This window comes from Paenibacillus sp. P3E, from assembly GCF_001909045.1.
Lineage (GTDB): Bacteria > Bacillota > Bacilli > Paenibacillales > Paenibacillaceae > Paenibacillus_AQ > Paenibacillus_AQ helianthi.
Genome location: NZ_LVWH01000048.1, coordinates 68,986 through 89,758 on the forward strand (window position 1 = coordinate 68,986; position 20,773 = coordinate 89,758).

9 protein-coding genes are annotated in these 20,773 nt (G+C 46.7%); 8 read left to right on the top strand and 1 reads right to left on the bottom strand.

From position 1 onward, the window contains the following. Positions 1–10 precede the first annotated feature (10 nt). The 4 genes from A3842_RS06630 to A3842_RS06645 all read left to right on the top strand — a co-directional run bounded on the left by A3842_RS06630 (position 11) and on the right by A3842_RS06645 (position 6,036). The gene (locus A3842_RS06630; RefSeq protein ID WP_074100836.1) at positions 11–1,501 is read left to right on the top strand and encodes a sugar ABC transporter ATP-binding protein; all 1,491 of its coding nucleotides are present in this window, start codon (positions 11–13) and stop codon (positions 1,499–1,501) included. A gap of 1 nt (position 1,502) precedes the next feature. Then, positions 1,503–2,450, top strand: a complete 948-nt coding sequence (locus A3842_RS06635; protein WP_074083765.1) for an ABC transporter permease — start codon at positions 1,503–1,505, stop codon at positions 2,448–2,450. Positions 2,451–2,648: 198 nt separating this feature from the next. Continuing rightward, positions 2,649–4,439, top strand: coding sequence for a cache domain-containing sensor histidine kinase (locus A3842_RS06640; RefSeq protein WP_074100837.1), 1,791 nt, complete (start codon positions 2,649–2,651; stop codon positions 4,437–4,439). Next, positions 4,432–6,036 carry a response regulator gene (locus tag A3842_RS06645; protein ID WP_074083767.1) on the top strand — a complete coding sequence of 535 codons (1,605 nt, stop codon included), beginning with the start codon at positions 4,432–4,434 and terminating at the stop codon, positions 6,034–6,036. The genes A3842_RS06640 and A3842_RS06645 overlap by 8 nt, the downstream gene beginning before the upstream one ends. Positions 6,037–6,107: 71 nt before the next feature. On the opposite strand, the gene A3842_RS06650 is transcribed toward A3842_RS06645, so the two are convergent. Beyond that, a complete protein-coding gene (locus A3842_RS06650) occupies positions 6,108–7,442 on the bottom strand; it encodes an extracellular solute-binding protein (RefSeq protein WP_143186177.1) in 1,335 nt (444 codons plus the stop codon). 722 nt (positions 7,443–8,164) lie between these two features. On the opposite strand from A3842_RS06650, the gene A3842_RS06655 reads away from it, so the two are divergent. The 4 genes from A3842_RS06655 to A3842_RS06675 are packed head-to-tail and all read left to right on the top strand — an operon-like array spanning position 8,165 to position 20,762. Next, positions 8,165–9,049, top strand: a complete 885-nt coding sequence (locus tag A3842_RS06655) for an ABC transporter ATP-binding protein (RefSeq protein ID WP_074100838.1) — start codon at positions 8,165–8,167, stop codon at positions 9,047–9,049. 3 nt (positions 9,050–9,052) lie between these two features. Next, the gene (locus A3842_RS06660) at positions 9,053–9,859 is read left to right on the top strand and encodes an ABC transporter permease subunit (RefSeq protein ID WP_074083770.1); all 807 of its coding nucleotides are present in this window, start codon (positions 9,053–9,055) and stop codon (positions 9,857–9,859) included. 37 nt (positions 9,860–9,896) lie between these two features. Further along, positions 9,897–10,601 (top strand): thioesterase II family protein, encoded by a 705-nt coding sequence (locus A3842_RS06665; protein WP_074100839.1) that lies wholly within the window; start codon positions 9,897–9,899, stop codon positions 10,599–10,601. Positions 10,602–10,631: 30 nt separating this feature from the next. Beyond that, a complete protein-coding gene (locus A3842_RS06675; RefSeq protein ID WP_083609500.1) occupies positions 10,632–20,762 on the top strand; it encodes a non-ribosomal peptide synthetase in 10,131 nt (3,376 codons plus the stop codon). The last annotated feature ends 11 nt before the right edge of the window (positions 20,763–20,773 follow it).

The window sequence follows — 20,773 nt, forward strand, 5'->3', positions numbered from 1 at the left end:
AGGGAACGATATGGATAATGTCATCCTTAAATTAGACGGAATCTCCAAGCAGTTCGGCAATCATTATGCGCTGAAAGATATTAACGTGAACATTAGCGAAGGGGAATTCCACGCGATTGTCGGCGAGAACGGGGCCGGCAAATCCACCCTGATCAAAATATTGTCCGGCGTTCATTTGCCTTCGGAAGGCAACGTTCATTTTAAAGGCCAGTCCGTCAAGTTCCTGTCGCCTTATATGGCGCAGAAGAGCGGGGTTAGCACGTTGTTTCAGGAAATTCAGGAGATTCCCGCGCTGTCGGTGGCGGAGAATATTTATCTTGGGAGAGAACCGCAAAAGGGTTCCCTGTTGCAGTGGAAGACGCTGTATAAGGAAGCGGGAGAGCTGCTGAACAATCTCGACATCAAGATTGACCCATATAAGAAAATGGAAGAGCTGAGCATCTCGGAACGGAAGATGGTCGAGATCGCCAGAGCCGTCTCGTTCAACGCGGAGCTGCTGATTATGGATGAACCTTCCGCGAACCTGAATGAAGACGAGCTGGCTGTGCTGTTCAAGACGGTTGCCGAGCTCAGAAAAAGAAAGGTAACGATCATCTATATTTCGCACCGGCTGCGGGAAATCTTCGCTATGGCTGACCGGGTTACCGTTCTGAGGGACGGACAGCATGTAAAAACGATGGATATCAAGGATACGGATGAAGCGCGGCTCGTCCAGCTGATGATCGGGCGGGAGCTGAATGAATATTATCCTGTGAACACGGAACAGATCGGTGCCAAAGTGCTGGAGATTTCTGATTTGAATGTGCCGGAGCTGCTGCATAATGTGAGCTTAAGCCTGAACAAACGCGAAATTCTCGGCATTGCCGGATTAGCGGGCTCGGGCGGTAATATTTTGACTAAAGTGCTGTTCGGGCTGGTCAAAGGCTATTCGGGCAAGATGGTGCTGGACGGCAAGCCATTCGTTCCGAGAAATCCGCGGCAGTGCATTGCGGACGGGATTGCATTTGTGCCGGAGGACCGTAAGACGCAGGGGTTATTTCTGAATTTAAGTGTGCGGACCAATATGTCCATTACTTCGCTGCGCAAGTTCAGAACATTCGGTCTGATCAGTGAGCCGAAGGAAAGCAGGCAGGCCAATGAATTGGTGCAGCAGCTGTCGGTGAGACCGAAGAACATTAAGGCGCCGATCCGCTCTCTCAGCGGAGGCAACCAGCAGAAGGCGCTTATCGGACGCTGGCTCCTGGACAAGTATAAAATTCTTATTCTCGAAGAGCCTACCCGGGGTGTGGATGTCGGGGCCAAGATGGAAATTTACCAGGAAATCAACAAACTGCTGAGCCAGGGCCTGTCCCTGATCATGGTCTCCTCCGAGCTTCCCGAGCTTCTGGGAATGTGTGACCGGATTCTTGTCTTCTCCGGCGGAACGATTACCGGCGAGCTACAGCGGGACGAAGCATCCGAAGAGAAGATTATGGAATACGCACTGCAGGAGGTGAAATGAAATGAATATGGCGAAATGGAGAAGTTATCTTCCGCTGGCAACCCTCATCCTGTTAATGATCGTAGGCTCACTCCTGTCCGATAAGTTCCTGACGTACGCCAATCTGATGAATTTGCTGCAATACAGTGCGGAAAGTGCGCTCATTGCCGTTGGTATGACACTTGTAATTCTTACGGGAGGGATCGATCTTTCGGTCGGATCCGTTGTGGCTTTAACGGCGGTCGTCAGCGCCAATACGCAGCATTTGGGCGTGTGGGGCATTCTGGCGGTGGTGATCCTGATCGGCGCTCTTGTCGGTGCGCTCAACGGAGTCGTGCTGACGAAATTCCGGGTCGAGCCGTTTATGGCGACGCTGGCTACGATGGCGATCTTCCGGGCCGTTGCTCTCTGGTACACGAACGGCGGGCCAATTATCGGAACGGTGACACCTGCGTTTTCGAATATAGCGAACGGAAGTTTACTGGGCATTCCGCTTCCCGCCGTCTATGTCGTAGTGGTGTTCATCCTCGGATATTTCGTGCTGAACCGTACGCCGTTTGGCAGACATGTGCTGGCTGTCGGCGGCGGGGAAGAGACATCCCGGCTGTTCGGGATCAAGGTTGAGCGCGTCAAGGTGATCGTGTATATCATCAGCGGCGTTCTTGCCGCCCTGGCCGGGCTGCTGATTACTTCCCGGATCGGCATGGGTGAACCGCGCTCGGGTTTTCAATTTGAGCTGGTGGCCATCGCCGTCGTGATTGTCGGGGGAACCAGCCTTACCGGGGGCCGCGGCACGATCGGCGGAAGTTTTATCGGACTGCTCATTTTCGCTGTTGTCATGAACATCATGAATCTGCTGAACATCTCATCCTTTGTCCAACCGATCGTGCGGGGACTGATCATTATCCTGGCCGCCCTGGCGATTTCCCGGATGGTAAAATCGAAATCCGCAGCTGCGGAAGCTTCGTGAGCAAAAGGCGCATAGCGAATATGCAAAAGAGTAAAGGCCGGATGGTCCGCATTATGGGGCGTCCGGCTGTTTTCACTATGTGGAGAATAAAGGCGATCCCTGTGGGATACGCGGCAGACAGGTTAATTTTGTTTATTAACATGTAAAAGGATTCTTGGTAATATAGGTACAACCTATGTTTGAAGGAGCTGCTGGATATTGAAGCGCGCACTGCTGACCTACCTGTCTTCCAGCGTAAAGCGCAAGATGATTCTGATGGTGGTAGTCATGCTGATTCTTGTAATCGCTATCATCGAGATTGTCACTTACGCCGTTTCCATTAATTTTCATCTGAACGACGCCAAGGCAAATGATACCCAGAAGGTGCAATTTATCAGCGAGAATATGGACGATGCCATTTCGTATATGGGCAAGCTGATGGACAGCATTACCGAGGATTCAGAAATCCAGTCTATGCTGCTGCAGACGAACCAGCTTACCTATGAGAAGTTAAGCGCGCTGGAACAGCTGGTCGTTTCCAAAATCCTGTACTCCACTGATAAGCTGGAAACCGTCTATCTCTTCAATACGCAGCAGTTCCTGGTCAAGCTGAACTATAATACTTCCGGGAGTGTGAATAATAAGGACGATGTGCAGTCCGAGCTGAAGAAACAGCGTTATGACACGGTGGGAAGAATCACCTGGAGGGTTAACAAAGGGGTTATTTATATCGAAAGAGCCATCCGGGAACTGGATTCGCTCAAGATGCTCGGTTATATAACTATTTCGCTCAAGGACGATTATTTAAAGCAACGCCTGCAGTCCGAGCCTTACCGCTACAGCTATGTGTTTGATGAGCAGGATCGTATCGTTGTCAGCAGCAGCGAGGTTCCCGATATCCACGTGGATGATCTGCTCCGCCGCGCGAAATTGCAATCCGCCGAGGGGCCTTCTGTATTGAATATGGAGCCGTACGGAAAAATGCTGTTCACAACCTTCATATCCGCCCAGGAAGGGTGGAGAGTAGTCTCGCTTGTGCCGCTTAAGGAAATCTCCAAAGGCACGGAACTGATCGGACGCTGGATCACCGCGATCGGAGTGATCGGCGTGCTGTTGGGCATCCTCTTGACCTGGTTCACGACCAGCCGCATAATCGCTCCGCTCCACGCGCTTAAGCAGGTTATGGATCAGGTGGAGACAGACCGTTTCGATCAGCAGGTCAGAATCAACCGGAGGGATGAGTTCGGGCGGCTCGGGCGCAGCTTCAACCAGATGATGGGCAAGATCAATTATTTGATCTCCGAGGTGTACCAGAAGGAGCTGGCCCAGCGTGAATCAGAATACCGGGCACTTAAGGCCCAGATTAATCCCCATTTTCTGTACAATACGCTGGATACGATCCGCTGGCTGTCCATGTACGGAGAGAATGACAAGATCGAGAATGTGACCATCTCCCTGGCGCAGCTGTTGAAGGCCAATCTGGCCGATCACCGGGAAATGGTGCCGGTCCGCTCGGAGCTGGAATATATCAATGCTTATTTAGCTATTCAGAAGACCCGTTTTGAGAGCCGGATCACGGTTTCAATCCACATGGACGACGACATTGCGGAGCTATGGATTCCCAGGTTTATTTTGCAGCCGATTGTGGAAAATTCGTTCGTGCACGGGCTAGAGAATAAAGTCGGTCCGGGCAACCTGAGCATAATCGGGATCATGGATGGAAGGAGAGTAAGATTCCGGGTGATTGACGACGGTGTCGGAATCGAGGAACAGAAACGGGCCCGGCTGCTGGAATTCACGGGCGAGGTGGACTTCGGCAGCGCCAAAGGGACAGGCAACGGAATGAGAAACGTACACAAACGGATTCAAATGCTGTTCGGCGAAGGCTACGGTCTGACGATCAACGGCATGCCAGGCAGCGGTACCATTGTCGATATTATAGTGCCTGTAATGGAGAATGTAACTGCGTCTCCCAATACTGCGGATAAAGGTGGGAAGCATATTGTATAAAATCGTGATTGTGGATGATGAAGACATCGTAAGCCGGGGACTGAGCGAGAAGGTAGACTGGAGCAAGCTGAACTGCACAGTATGCGGGACGGCCGCCAACGGACTGGAAGGCATAGAAGTCATTGAACGTTTCAAGCCGGATATCGTCATTACCGACATCAAGATGCCCGGGATGAACGGGCTGGAGCTGGCCGAGCATATCAAGCGTCATTATCCGGGGATGATCACGATTCTCCTGAGCGGATACAGTGAATTCGACTATGCCCGTACCGCAGTAAGACATCAAGTATTCGATTATCTGCTCAAACCGATCAAGATTCCGGACCTGAATGCCTGCATTCTTAAGGCGGTGGACAGGATCAACGGCAAGAGAGCTTCTCTGCTGCAGGCGGCCAGTGACTCCAAGCGGGAGAACGCGGACATCGTGGAGGCGGGCATCCTCATGAATGTGATTGTGAACGGCAATAAGGATATTGCCGCTATGCGTACAAAGCTGAAGGATTACGGTATCCAGCTCGGCTGCGGTGTGGTCGTGGTGTTTGAGATGTATAATCCCTCGGATCTTTCTTATGAAGACTATGCCTCCCTGTACCAGTATGCCGTCAACAATATAGTGAATGAAACGTACCACCGTTTCCAAATGGCGACCTCCATCGTGGATATGGAAGGGAAGAGTGTTGTCGTCGTCAAGTCTGATCCCGCCTTGCAGCAGGTGATTATCCGCAAAAGAGTGGTGGAAGCGACAACCGAATGTCTGGAGAACATCGAAATGTATTTAAAAAAGCAAATCAGCGTCGGCATCGGCACGGGCTTCCAGGAGATCAGCGAGCTGTACAGCTCCTTCCAGCATGCGCTTAAGCTGCTCGAGACTCAATTGTTCTGGGGAAGTCTGATGCCAAAGCTGCAGGATGTACTTCAGTGCAGCTCTGGCAAGCCGGCCCTGGGCCGTATGGATGCGGAATGGTTTGAGGCAATTTGTGACGGCGACGAACCGAAAGCGAAACGGTATTTGGACAAATTCACGGCCGACATTAGAGCCGGCAGGAATAAAAGTATCGCCCTGAACTGTTGTCTTGACTTCCTGCTCGGCCTGTCCAAGCATGTACCGGAGTGGAGGATAAAGGACCAAATCACCGAAGCCATTGCGGGAATCACCGGACTGCGGACCTTCGGGGAATATACGGACCTGTTAAGCCGGATTACAGCCCTGGCCTGCGAGGAGGCCTTATGGAGGAAGGAAGAATCGATGGGAAGAAGCCTGGCGGAGCGGATCGCCCGGTATCTGGATGATCATTATGCCGAAGCCGAGCTGAATCTTCAATTGGTTGCAGACTTGTTCCATGTGAGCGCCAGCCATCTCAGCAGAATTTTTAAAAAAGAGCTGGGGACTAACTTTAACGAGTACCTGTCGCTCAAACGGGTGGAAAAGGCCAAGCAATTACTCACCGGCAGCCGGCGTTTGACCGTACTGGAAGTTGCCCGCCGGGTCGGGTTCGCGGACGGCAAATACTTCGGGCAGGTGTACAAAAAATATTATGGAATAACACCTTCGGAATATAAAGAAACCTTGTTCGGCCCCCGCTGCAATGCGTTATAACGCCAGGAGGGCGCACAGCAAAAATCTCTATCCCCGGCCGGTTTGGCAAAACAAGCGGGGATAGAGATTTTTTATTTGATGCCCTTCTTTTCGATTTCCGCCTTGGCTTCATCCAGCGCCTGCCTGGCCGTCTTCCTGCCGGTGAGCGCCGAGGTGATGGCATCCTGCAGCACACCCGACCACTCCACATAAGATGACATGCTCGGCCTGTTGATCGCATATTCAAATTGTTCGGTCATCAGGTTCCGGTTCAGGTATTTTTCCTCATTCTCGAATTGGTCGATCTGCTCGTTCCAGACTGAAAGGCCTCCAATTTGGTCCTTGGCAGACACTTCATTTCTCATGCTGATCGTCAAATCAATAAATTTCCAGGCCCAGTCTTTATGACGTGAAGTTCGGGTAATACCGAGTGCGCCGCCCCCGGTAACGGTGGAGCTTCTTTGATATCCCTGGAAACCGGGCACGAGCGCCATTTTAAAGCCGGGTTTGCGGCTGAGGATCGGATCGGCATAAGCCCAGCTGATCAAAAAAGGCGTCTTGCCCTCCGCGAAGGTCTCAATAGACGACATATCGCCTGCAGTCAGGGAAGCGGGATCGGATAAACCGCTGCTCCGCAGGGTGTTCACCATGAATTCCAGCGCTTGCACGCCGCCGCCCTCATTGAATACCCAGCGGCCGTTGGCATCCTTCGCCTGCACGCCAAGGGCGTTGGCCAGCAGCGTATAATCGGTGATCAGGCCTTCGCCCGGCTTCCAGCTCCAGATCAGGCCGTACTTGGCAAGTCCCTTATCCTGAATGTACTTTGCCATGTCCTTCAGTTCCTCCCAGGTGGCTGGAGGAGCATAAATGCCGGCGCTTCTCAGCATCGATTCATTATAGTAGAGGAACTTCTCTTCCATGATGACCGGGAAGGCATATAAATCAGGAAGCGCATATAAATCATTGCTGATGACCCGCTGGTTATAAGCAATGGGTACCAATTTATCAATTACACTTCCTGTGACATAGTTCCGCAGAGGCTCAAGCAAGCCGGTTCTGGCAAATCCGGTGGTCCAGACCGTATCGACCAGGATAATATCCAAATCTGAGCCTCCCCGCAGGATGCTGTCTTCTATCTGGTCATGCAGCGAGTTGATATCGGTGGAGCGGATATCGACTTTAATCCCATATTGCTCTTCATACCGCGCGGCAATTTTCCTGATATAAGGCAGATAGGAGTTTTCGATCAGAATGCTGATCTGGTCAGGACGGCCGGAGACCGGAGATGTTGATTGGGCTGCTTCATTTCCGGATCCGCGTTCATTCGAACGGGTGTTGAAGATGAAGATGAAGATGGCTGCCAGGGTCAGGAGAGACAGTAATAACAGATAATAAAAAGGCTTGGATCTGAGCATAGACTTGTCCACACACCCCCAAAGCAAAGTCGGGTTATCTTTCTCTAATAGTATAGTGGGATTATTTGATTAAATCGACTGAAATGTTTTTTTCGAAACAATCGACTATTCAGTAATGGTTCTTTGAAGACAAGTCTCACCTATGTTTAGGTGTATTCAATGTCGGGAACTCTTTGGCCCACACATTGTGACAGGTGTTATTACAGGAATCAACGGTTTGTGCCAAGAATAGATACAAAATGTGCCAAAAGAACGTTACAAAACTGCTCGAATTAACCCTATTTAGTGACAAGATGAATTACAACTCACATCCATTTTCAAAAAAACTGTACAGGAATAAAAATTAGCGTCCACAAGAAGACCAAAGACTGGAGAAGATCGATCTGTACTCGATCATCCCCAGTCTTTTTGTCGTTGCGACAATGCTCGTTTCATCGCTGTTTTCCTGAGTGAAACGAGATTAGAGAGAATAAAAATGATTTCTGAGGAATAATATGGTAATTACCACGGGGAATGAAGGTTTTTAGGAATGTATTTATTTCACAAAATGCAGAGCACAGAGTATGATTCTATCCATTAAAAACCAAAGTATAGTTAATGATAGATAATTTGACAACAGCCGGAATTATATTCCATAATAAGTAACGGGAGGCATAAGAAAGGTATAAGGTAATAAAATTTATTACTTATGTTGATTTATATTCACTCATGAATTTACAAGGGAGGGTGCATACATGATTCAAATTGATCATTTAACCAAAAAATTCCCAAATCAAAAAGGTTTGTTTGATGTTAGCATCCAAGTGGATATGGGGCAGATTTTTGGTTATCTTGGACCGAATGGAGCTGGTAAATCTACCACGATCCGTCACTTAATGGGATATATGCAGCCTGACACCGGTAAAGCGACTATCAACGGATATGATTGCTGGGAAGAATCAGACAAGATACATAGCATATTAGGTTATGTCCCAGGTGAAATCGCCTTTGTTGAAGGCATGACTGCCGTGGACTTTTTGGATGCTATGGCAGGTATGAGGAATTTAAAGTCAACCACGCGGCGTAAGGAATTAATTGAAACCTTTGATTTAGATATGAGAGTGCCCATCCGGAAAATGTCCAAAGGCATGAAACAAAAGTTGGCAATTATTAACGCTTTTATGCACGATCCTGAGGTTATTATTCTAGATGAACCCAGCTCAGGTCTGGACCCTCTGATGCAAAAGACATTTGTAGATCTGTTGCATAAGGAGAAAAGTAAAGGGAAAACCATTCTCATTTCCTCCCATATTTTCAGTGAACTAGAGGATACTGCGGATACTATAGCTATCATCCGTAAAGGCCGGATAATAACCGTTCAGGAACTGTCCCTATTAAAAGGTGAGATGGCTGCTAATAGATATGAGGTGGAGTTCTACCGTCAGGAAGATCTTCAGACGATTGTTCATTCCGGACTTGACGTACAAAGCCACTCCGGGAATAAGGCGGTTATTTCTGTCGATAGGGAGATTAGCGAAATTTTGGAACAAATTAGTCAATATCCGATCAAGGCGTTGGATATACCACGGCAGCGCCTGGAAGACGTATTCATGAAATATTATTATGACGAGGAGGCTTAAGTTATGAACTTCTCCTTATATAAAGCGATGATGAAAGGACACGGGAAGTTCCTCTTTACTTGTGCTTTCACGGGCTTTCTCTGTTTGTATTTACTCGTTATGACATTCCCGTTACTGTCCGATTCACAGCAATTTAATGATGTTATCAAAAGCTTGCCCAAGAGTGTAATGGATGCATTCGGAATCCAAGGGAATTTGACCAATGCAGTGGAATATATGGCTATGAATTTTTACAATTCTATCTACCTGTATTTACTGATGGCGTACACGATTCTGACAGCTTGCCAGTTAGTCAGTAGATTTGTAGATCGAGGATCAATGGCTTATCTATTATCGACCCCAGTGACGAGAAGAAAGGTGATTAATACTCAAGCAGCAGTTCTTGTAACCGGGCTTGTTGTAATGTGTCTATTCACCTATCTTGGAGGGTATTTCGGAGTACTTTCATTCGTTAATAACAGTGCATTTGATTTGGGTGTTTTTACGGAATTAAATCTAATAGTCATGCTGATATTTCTTCTAATTGGATCTTATTCTTTCTTGTTCTCCTGTATATTCGATGAAGAGAAGACAGCCCTCGGAGCAGGTTTTGGGGTTACTTTATTATTCTATGGACTTGATATGGTCAGCAAATTGTCTGAGAAGCTGTCATGGCTCAAATATTGTACGATATTCACTTTGTACCAGCCTGAGAAAATTATCCAGGGTACGTATGATACGGTGAGCATAAGCCTTGTGTTAGTGGTTGTATCCATTCTTATATTTGCAGCAGCATCCTTTATATTTCAAAAAAGGGATCTTTCTTTGTGAATGAATCGACTAATTTGTCAGCGGGGAGAGAGAACATTTGAAATTATTTTGTATACCGTATGCAGGAGGTTCTGCAACTTACTATTTGAAGTGGAGGAGGCATTTGGACCAAGATATCAAACTGATTCCCTTGGAGCTCTCTGGCCGAGGAGAACGGTTCGGAGAACCTCTATACCAAAACTTTCAGGAGGCGGTAGAGGATCTTTACATCCGCTTATTGAGGGAACTGGACACGCGGGAACCTTACGCTATCTTCGGCCATAGTATGGGGGCTTTACTTGCTTTTGAATTGTATCAGAAACTGCAGTTTAACAAGAAGTTTCTTCCCAGACATATGTTTTTTTCAGGTAAAGAAGCACCCCATATTAACTTGTTTCTGTCCCGCAGGGAAGAAATTCATCTGCTGCCGGATGATCGGTTTTTAGAAAAACTAAAAGAATACAATGGGGTTACAGAGGATTTTCTGGATAGCCGGGAGCTGATTGAAATGTTCCTGCCAGTGATTCGGGCTGATTTCCGTATGGTCGAGACCTACAGCTTCATTCCTGTCCGTAACAAAATGAATTGCCCCATAACTGTTTTACAAGGCAGACGGGATTATATGACAGATGAGGAAGTTCAAGCGTGGGAGATGCACACAACGGGTACCTGTGTTGTAGTTCCTTTTGAGGGCGCACATTTTTTTATTAATGAGCATTTATCTCAGGTAATCCATATTATTCATTCCAGTGTAAAGGGTTGAGCATGACTAATATTATAACCGAGGTGGACAATGAATTCTTCCATTAATAAAGAGATACAAGAGGTTGTAATAGAGCTGGAGAAAACCATTCAGAGTATTCCGTTCATTGAGAAGTCCGGAATCATAGTAACTGAAACGGAATATTCGATTCCCCCCGTGCATCTGAACGATCTTTTCCCCGATGGCAGTATTGAAGCGGTACGTAATCCTTATATTCAAGATACCATCCTCCCAAAATCTGCGGTTATTGAGCAAGAAGCCATTGATCGGCAAAAACCAGCAATTAGTTATGGAGCTCCTCTAAACATTGAGCCACACTACCCTGCAACCTTGCAGCAACTGTTAAAGAATGCGGCTGACAAGCATGGAAGTCAGGGTATTCACTTTATTTATATGGATGGAACGGAGAGCTTCTGTAGTTATACTGAACTTTTGCACGAAGCACAGTGCCTACTGTATGGATTGAAGAAGCTAGGCCTGCAGCCTGGAGACTCTGTTATCTTCCAGTTTAAAGACAACAAAAAGATTATTATTTCCTTCTGGGCTTGTGTATTGGGCGGATTTTTGCCGACTCCAATAGCCATAGCGCCTATCTATTCCGAGATGAACGCCTTGTTGACCAAAATCTATAATTCGTGGAGTTTGCTGGATCATCCTGTGATTTTATCTGAGCTTGAGCTTGAACCAAAGCTGGCAGAACTCGAAGTTCTCTGGAATGAAAATGAAGTGCGAATAGCCTGTTACGAAAAAATAAAAGCAGACTTTCCCGACACGAATGGGTATGAAGCTGCAGAGGACAGCTTTGTTCTCAACCTGCTTACTTCTGGAAGCACCGGTAAACCCAAATGCGTACAGCATCGTAACAGCTCGATTATTTGGAGATCAATGGCTACTTCCGTTCACAATCAGTTTGATCATCGCGATATTTCGCTAAACTGGATGCCCTTGGATCATGTGGGCGGTATTGTGATGTTTCATGTAAGGGATGTTTGTTTGGGCTGTACCCAAGTGATAGGCCATATTGACAGCATTGTGAATAATCCCTTACTGTGGCTGGACTGGATCGATTATTATAAAGCAACTTTGACCTGGGCGCCGAACTTTGCTTTTTCCATGTTAAACGATGCAGTAGCAGCAGCCGGTGAACGAAGCTGGAACTTGTCCTCCATGCGGTATGTCCTGAACGGAGGAGAAGCAGTTGTAGGTAAAGTGGCACACCGTTTTCTCAATCTGCTGAAGCCGTTTCACCTTCCAGCCAATGCGCTAATTCCGGCTTACGGTATGTCAGAAACCTCATCAGGTATTGTTGAATCCCATCTTCTAATGCGAGACACGCCCTCGGGGATCCATTATATAGACAAAAATTCACTAAGTGGTACAATCAGACACGTTTCCGCTGATGATCCAAATCACGTAGTTTTCACAGAATCGGGTACGCCGATACCCGGTGTGGCATTACGGATTGTTGACAGCGCCAATGCCCTTCTAAATGAGGGCAATATCGGCCGTCTGCAAGTCAAAAGCCCTTCAGTTATGAATGGTTATTACAAGAATGACGAAGCTAATCAGGAATCCTTTATTGATGGGTGGTTTGAAACCGGGGATTTGGGATTTTTGATCGACGGGAGACTTACGGTTACCGGTAGGGCAAAGGACGTTATCATCATTAATGGAAACAATCATTATAACTACGATATTGAAGCAGCTATAGAGGAAATTGACGGAATTGAAGTTACCTATGTAGCCGTGTGTGCCATTCCGGATGAACAGAATGTAGATCAGCTTGCAGTATTTTTTGTTCTGGACGAGGATTCCGGTTCCCGCCTGCCGCAAATGATAGACCAAATTAAATATGACGTCAGCAGAAAATTTGGCCTTTATCCTGCCATAATCATACCCCTCTCCCAAGATGAGTTCCCTAAAACCAACAGCGGCAAAATTCAACGCAATGAGCTGATTCAAAAGTATAAAAACGGAGCCTTCGTCCCGATCAAAAAACAAATCGACATATTGCTCAGCAATGAATATACGCTTCCAGACTGGAGCTATAAACAGAAGTGGATAAGCTGCGAACTTGATGAAACGGAGCCTAGCAAGATTAAAGCCGAGAATACAGTAGTTTTTGCCAACTCGGTAGAAGATACACCTTCTGAACTTCAGGAAGGGATACTGGTATTGAAGGGTGAGCATTTCCGGAAAGCGGATTCCAGACATTATTATATCAACCCTTCTAATCCGGATGATTATCAGAATCTTATGGAATGCTTAGCGGAAGAAGCCTTTTGGATGGAGTACGTAGTTCATCTTTGGAACATAGGATCTGTGAAAAAGATTGGCTCGGTTCAGGATCTTAAGGATGCCCAACTGGACGCAAGTATTAGTCTGCTGTATTTAACCAAAGCACTGAAGAGATATGAAGATCGGGATATTTATCTCTTTATGGTGACCTCCCAGGCTATAGGGGCATTAGGAAATGAGGTTGTTCATTATGAACAGGCAACCATCCCTGGCTTCATTAAAACCATTTCCCATGAATTACCCCATGTTTTTTCTAAGCTGATAGATATACCAGACAATGAGAATATTGAATTAATGGAAATTCTGAGCAGGGAATCTATTGCACAGGATCAATACCGGGTTGTTGCCTACAGAAATCACTGTCGGCTGGTTCCTGTTATCGAGAAGATGGACATACTGGCTACAGCGAGCCGCCGACTTCCTTTGAAGAAGCAAGGATTATACATAGTGACCGGTGGATTAGGCGGAATCGGTATACTTGTATGCGAGCAGCTCATGGAGCAATATGCAGCTAACATTCTGGTTATCGGCAGGACGCCATTGACTGTCCCTCAAAAAAAAGAAGCTTTCGAGCGTCTAAAGAATAAAGAAGCCGCTGGCGGAACGATCCGGTATGAGACAGCTCTCCTGACAGATCAATTGCGATTATCCAACCTGATTGCCGAATTTGAAGCAGAGCAGCAGCAATCCCTAAGCGGTGTTATTCATCTTGCGGGTATTATTCAGGAGTACCTTATGGAAGATCAGACTCAAGAGCAGCTGGATGAAATGTATGAAGCCAAGGTTTACGGCACTTGGGTGCTTCATCAGCTTGTTAAAGATAAGAAAGATATCCTGTTTATTTCGTCGTCCTCGGCAAGAACCTTACATTCCGGGATGACAGTAGGAGCGTATTGCTCCGCGAATCAATTCATGGAGATCTTCACGGTCTACCAGAATCAATCTGCTCTTATGCAGGCTTACTGCTTCTCCTGGAGTTTGTGGGATGAGCTGGGTATGGGAAGCGGCTTAATCATTAAGAATCAATTGGGCAGCAGAGGGTATAGCCCCATTACCAAACAAAACGGAATTTTGTCCTTGTGGGCGGGGTTGAGGTCTGGGGAACCTGTACAATTTATTGGTCTGAACGGCGCTAAGAAGGAAATCCAGGAATTAAGCCATGCGGATGTCCCTCCCGTTCACCGGGTAACGATATTTATTCAGACAGCAGTTGAGCCTAATCAGCTTAAAAAGATTAACGATTTATTTAAAGAAATAGCTGCAGCTTCTGCAGGGACGGAAGCCCCGCAGATTGAACTGAAGCAGATTGAACAAATGCCTCTTGATGAGGCTGGGGAAGTTGATCTGAGAATGCTGGCGGAGCTTTCAGCGCCTGCTAAGCCCTTGGAGAGCAGTCCCAGAAATGAATTGGACCAGGTCCTTATTATGTGCTGGAAAAAAATCCTCAACGATTCCCGTATCACCATTAATGACCATTTCTTTGAACTCGGCGGAAATTCATTACAAGCGACTCAATTGGTCTCAATTTTGCGCAGCGAAATTAAGGTTCAGGTGGAACTCGAAGATTTGTTTAACTTTCCAGAATTAAAGCGGCTGTCTGATGTTCTGAATGAAAGACTGTACAAAGAAGAAAGAGGCAAGATGGAACCAGTTGTTCCCAGAGTTAGAGGTTCAAAGGTTCAAATGTCGTCTGCACAGAAACGGCAATGGGTTTTGTATGAGCTGGAGCCGGATAATCCCTTCTACAATAACACTGTGGTAATACAAATAAAGGGCCATATCCACGCCGGATATATGGAGCAGGCCATTCAGGAAATTATCCGGCGGCACGAAATTTTGAGAACGACCTTTGACGTTATTGAGGATCAGGCTGTTCAGATTATTCAAGCTCAAGCACCCGTTAAGGCTGTAATCCGTGACCTGACTTCATTGACAGAGGAACTACGGCAGGACACTGTGGATACACTTATTAGAGAAGAGTCTATGAAGCCGTTTGACCTGGTAAAAGGTCCGGTTTGCAGATTTCAGATTCTCAGAACAGCGGAGGATCACTGTACTCTTATTGTATCTATTCATCATATTGTCTCGGATGGATGGTCTGTTGGTGTGCTGCTTAAAGAATTCTCTCATTATTATTTCACTCTGCTGGATGGGCATGGTCTCCCTGCAGAGGTGCTAGAGATTCAATATGCTGATTTTGCCCTTTGGCAAGAAGAGTGGTTTAAGAGTGAAGAGCATAACAAGCAAATGGCATACTGGGAAAAGCAATTGACAGGCGAGCTTCCCGTGCTGGATTTGCCAACGGACAAGCCTCGTCCGGATATCCAAACCTATCGGGGCACAGTAGAAGTACTTCGGATCAGTAAGGGATTAACAGATAATTTAAAGAGGATGGCACAGGAAGAAGGAGCCACCCTATACATGGTTTTATTGGCGGGGTTTGCAGCACTGCTGAAGCGTTATTCCAACCAGGATGAACTCCTGCTAGGCTCTTTATTCGCTAACCGGAACCGGAGAGAGGTAGAACCGCTTATTGGTTTTTTCACCAATACGCTGCCTTTACGGCTAACATGCAAGGGGACATTCCGTGAATTTCTAAGACAAGTTAGGTCTACGGTGCTGGATGCGCAAAAGAATCAGGACATTCAGTTTGAGGAGATCATAGAGCGCTTAAATGTAGAACGAGACCCATCCAGGCATCCGCTGTTTCAAACGATGTTTGTCCTGCAAAATGCGCCTATGAAGCCTGTATCACATACAGATGGACAGATGGAAGCGGACATTTATTACAACGAGACCTCAAAATTTGATTTGTCCATGCAGGTTTTCGAGGATAAAGGCGAATTGAAGGTTGTTTTGGAATATAGTACCGATCTTTATGTTCAATCCACAATACAAAGGATGCTGAACCATTATAAAACACTTCTGGAGAAGGCGGTCATTACTCCTTCCCGTGCAGTGGATTCTTACGAAGTCATTACTCAGAAAGAGCGATTGCAAATTCTCGAAGAATGGCAAACACCTTTAGCAGCACAGGAAGCTGCCTACGGGGAAACACTGGTGTCTCTGTTTGAACAAGCAGTGGAGGAAACGCCAGATTCTTGTGCATTGGTTTATGAAGGCGAGGAGATGACCTACAGTGAATTGAACAAGCGGTCCAATAAACTTGCATTGTTTTTGCTGCAGCAAGGTTTGGACCAGGATGAAATCATCGGTATTTTGACGGAGCGATCCTTCATGATGATTATCGGAATTCTGGCGGTGCTCAAAGCGGGATGTGCTTATATGCCTATTGATCCCGCGTTTCCTGCGGAGCGCATCCGCTATATGATTGACGATAGCCGCGCGAGGAAGGTTTTGGTTCAGAATAGCCTGGCTGATAAGGTCTACGGAGTTGCAGAGGCAGTTAATCTTGACAATCCGGAGATTTATACAGGTGATGGAGAAAACTTACATGTGAACCTCAATTCCAGGCAATTAGCATACGTTATTTATACATCAGGCACCACGGGTAAACCCAAGGGAGTCATGATCGAGCATGCAAGTGTAGCAAATATTATTATGGATCTTCAGGAGAAATATCCTTTGGAGAAGGAGGATGCTTATTTATTCAAAACTCCTGTCACCTTCGATGTATCTGTGGCGGAATTGTTCGGGTGGTTTCATAAGGGTGGAAGCCTGGTCATTCTCAGACAGGGAGAGGAGAAAGAGCCTCTTTCTATACTAAGGGCTATCTATAATTACGGGATTACGCATATTAATTTTGTACCTTCGATGCTTAATGCCTTTATGAACTCTTTAGAGGCAGCGGAATACAGCCAATTAGACTCTCTTAAATATGTATTTGCTGCAGGCGAGGCGATTTCCAGGGAGACCGTACGGCATTTCTATAGTATTTCGGACACAGCACATCTGGAGAATATTTATGGGCCTACAGAATCTACGATTTATGCGACCCGATATTCTTTGGACAACAAACAAGAATCAGGCCTGATTCCGATCGGTTCTCCTATGCGCAATATTGGCATCTTGATTGTGAACTCCTATAATCAGCTACAGCCTGCAGGTGTCACTGGAGAGTTATGTATTGGCGGGGCAGGGTTGGCGAGAGGCTACATTAATAATGAAAAGTTAAGCAGAGAAAAGTTTACAGACCATCCACTTAAGGCCGGAAGTAAGCTATATCGTACCGGGGATTTGGCAAGATGGACAGAAGATGGTCAGATTGAATATTTGGGTCGTATGGATCATCAAGTAAAAATCAGGGGAATCCGCATTGAGCTAAGCGAGATCGAAACAACGATTCTTCAGCATGAAGAGGTCAAAGAATGTGTAGTAAATGCAATAAGTGATTCTTACGGCAACAAACGTCTGGCAGCGTATCTGGTTCTTTCACGCGAGGTTAGCATTGATTGGCCGGATTATTTAAGAGATAGACTGCCCGAATATATGATTCCCCACTACTTCATGACGCTGGATGTCCTGCCTATCAATGCTAGCGGCAAAACAGACCGAAAGGCTCTGCCCCAACCGGAAGTTGGTGTCGTGAAGGACGGTGAGAATTATCATGAGCCTGCTGATGAGACGGAACGGATTCTGGCAGATATTTGGGGAGAATTACTGGGAGTAACACGTGTCGGCAGAATAGATGATTTTTTCAAGCTGGGCGGCGATTCTATTGCAGTCATTCAGATGATCTCCCGATTACGAAAGCAGGGCTATCAACTTGAGCCTAAAGCTGTTTATCTTAACAAAACCATTGCTCAGCTAGGCCGGAAAATAACCAAGACAGTCCACAACAGGGTTGAATCACAAGTTGAAGTGACGGGAGAAATCAAGCTTACGCCTATTCAGCAATGGTTCTTTAATGAAAATTTCTCTAATCCTGAGCATTGGAATTTACCGGCTTTCTTTTCACTTGCGGTTCCTTATCCGGAGCAGGTAATCAAGCAGGCTCTGTTGGGGGTTATAAATCACCATGACGCATTAAGAATAAGCTATAACGGCGGAAGCGGGGATATGAGGCAATTCAACCAACCACGTATCCATGACATTTCAATTCATACTGTGGACTGCACGGGAATGTCCTTGGAAGCCCAAAAAACAGCTTTTCTGGAGGAATCTAACCGGGCACAACGATCCTTGAAACTGGATACCAGCCTTTTGATCGCACCAGTGCTGTTCCAATGCTGTGACGGAACGCAGAAGCTGCTGCTGGCAGTCCATCATTTAATTGTCGATGGAGTATCCTGGAGAATTATTGCTGAGGACCTAAGGCTCTTGCTGGATGCGCTGATGAATAATGAACAAGCCGAGCTTATGGCTAAAACAACGTCATTTAAGGAATGGGCTGAAGCGCAGCATAGGTATGCCCAAGGCGCTGAAATACAGACTGAGCTGCCTTATTGGAAGAAAACCGCTCAAAGTATCAGCCGTTTGGCGGAAGAGTTGTTCAACGACCCCGGTATTGAAAGCGACGGAGTCACTATCCCTATAGTAATCAATAAGTTCTACACAGACAATCTGCTCAGAACTGCCAACCACCCTTACAATACGGATATTAATGACCTGCTGCTAACCGCTATTTTTAGAGCAGCTAGGACTTGTACCGGCAGCGATACCTTGTCCATAATGCTGGAGGGGCATGGCCGTGAGAATATTCTGAAGGATCTGGATGTAACCAGAACTGTAGGCTGGTTCACAAGTGCTTATCCCATTGTGCTGATGGGGCATAGCGAGGCAATAAGTGAGCAAATCAAAGGCGTCAAGGAGACCCTTCGGACTGTTCCGAATAAAGGTATCGGATTTGGAATTTTGAAGTATTTAACCAGGGATGCAGGGCTTAGTGCCGGCAAGTTGCCTTCTGTGCTGTTCAACTATCTCGGTCAGGTAGACGGCGGACGTTCCTCCTTAAATATGGAGCTGGCAAGCGCTTCTAATGGAAGCTTCCATAGTCCCACCGCCAGACGTTCTTATCTGCTGGAATTGAACAGCATGGTTATTCATGATGAACTAATTATTCATGTCTCAGTGACGAAGGCTATGATGCAGCATGGGCTGGCCGCCGCGCTAGTGTCGTCTATAGAGCATGAGATAATGGCTATTGCCGATCATTGTATGAATGTGGCTTACAGAGAGTTTACGGCATCGGATTTTCCTTTGATAAATATGTCCCTGGATGAGCTTTCCAAGCTTCCCGCATCAACCGAGGATGCCTATCCACTCTCTCCCATGCAGCAGGGCATGCTGTACCATGCGCTGTCGGATGATGTGTCATCGTCTTATAACGGCAGAATATATGCCCACTTAGTTGGCGAACTTGTACCTTCCGTAATGCAAAAGGCATGGGAGGAAATTGCGGACAGACATCCTATTTTACGGACAACCTATCTATGGGAAGGTCGGACTGAGCCTGTTCAGCTTGTACGTAAAAACCTGAGCCACCCGGTTGAATGTAAACTTGCCGATGGAGAAGAAGAACGGGAGCAACAAATCCGCACGTTCACGAGCCGGGCCTTTAATCTGGTGGATGAGGCGCCTGTACGGATAATGTTTTTGAGCAGTGAATCTGACCAGAGCAGCAATCAGTTGATATGCAGCTTTCATCATATTGCCCTAGACGGTTGGAGTGTGTTTGCATTACTAAGTGAACTTCTCGGTATATACGATGCGCTCTATAACAACCGGAAAATCGGACTGTCCCATGTGACTCCGTACAAGGAGTACATTCAGTGGTATTTGACTCAGGACCACCATAAGGCAAAGAGATTCTGGAGAGAGTACCTGAAGGGAATAAAAGCGGCAACTCCGCTGCCAGGACTTGCACTAGACAATGATGAGAAATCCTCGCCGCAGATAAGAGATATGATCAAGTACACTTGTACCATTCATGCTGAAACGGTGGAACTCATTCAGAAATTCACCAGACAACAGCCATATACGCTGAATACTCTGCTGCAGGCAGCGTGGGGATTAATTTTGAGCCGGTACACTGGCAAGGATGACGTATTATACGGATGTACCGTTTCAGGGAGACCACATACACTGCCGGATGTGGAAAAGATGATTGGGCTGTTTATTAACTCTTTACCGCTAAGGGTTAATTTGACAGAGTGTACAACTGCGGCAGAGCTGCTTGCGAATCTTCAGATGGCCACCCTGGACATCAAGGAATATGAATACAGCTTATTGCCAGAAATTCAGGAGGTCAGTGCCATTCCGTTTGGAGAGGCGTTGTTCCACTCATTGCTGATATACCAGAACTACCCTGTAGATGCTGATATGGCTAATTCAAACAGAGTGTTGAAGCTTAATCATGTGCAAGGCTCTGTTGATATTAATTATGACCTTATTGTGGAGATAGCACCTCGGGATAACACCATTCTGTTTGAAGTTTACTACAACCGGGCTTTGTGGGATCAGGATTTCATGGAACGGATGTTCTATAATTTTCAGAATGTCCTGATGTCCTTAGTAATGGACCGTGACCAGAGAATAGCTGCCGTTTCGATCCTGTCCACTGAGGAGAGCCAAAGGATCCTTCAGTATTTCGCCAAGACCGCTAAGGTGGATGTGCTATACGAGGACCAGGAAGAAATATATAAGGGTGTAAACGATCCGGAAATCAGCACGGAGGTGTATATACTTGACCATTGGCAGCAGCCTGTTCCAATAGGAGCTCCGGGGGAGATCTGCATAGCCAGCGATAACCTTTACCGGGATTGCGGAAGCTGGGCGGAATGGATGACAGAGCATGAGATAGAAAATTTTCTGGCGCCTGCGGGCAGTAAGCGTTTGTATAAGACTGGTGATATCGGGATGTGGCAAGGGAACGGCACGATAAAAATATTAGAACTGGTATAGGGAGAGAGGTG

Excerpts from the sequence above, each read along its gene's own strand:
- A3842_RS06630 (WP_074100836.1), top strand. The coding sequence starts at position 11 with ATGGATAATGTCATCCTTAAATTAGACGGAATCTCCAAGCAGTTCGGC.
- A3842_RS06635 (WP_074083765.1), top strand. The coding sequence starts at position 1,503 with ATGAATATGGCGAAATGGAGAAGTTATCTTCCGCTGGCAACCCTCATC.
- A3842_RS06655 (WP_074100838.1), top strand. The coding sequence starts at position 8,165 with ATGATTCAAATTGATCATTTAACCAAAAAATTCCCAAATCAAAAAGGT.
- A3842_RS06660 (WP_074083770.1), top strand. The coding sequence starts at position 9,053 with ATGAACTTCTCCTTATATAAAGCGATGATGAAAGGACACGGGAAGTTC.
- A3842_RS06675 (WP_083609500.1), top strand. The coding sequence starts at position 10,632 with ATGAATTCTTCCATTAATAAAGAGATACAAGAGGTTGTAATAGAGCTG.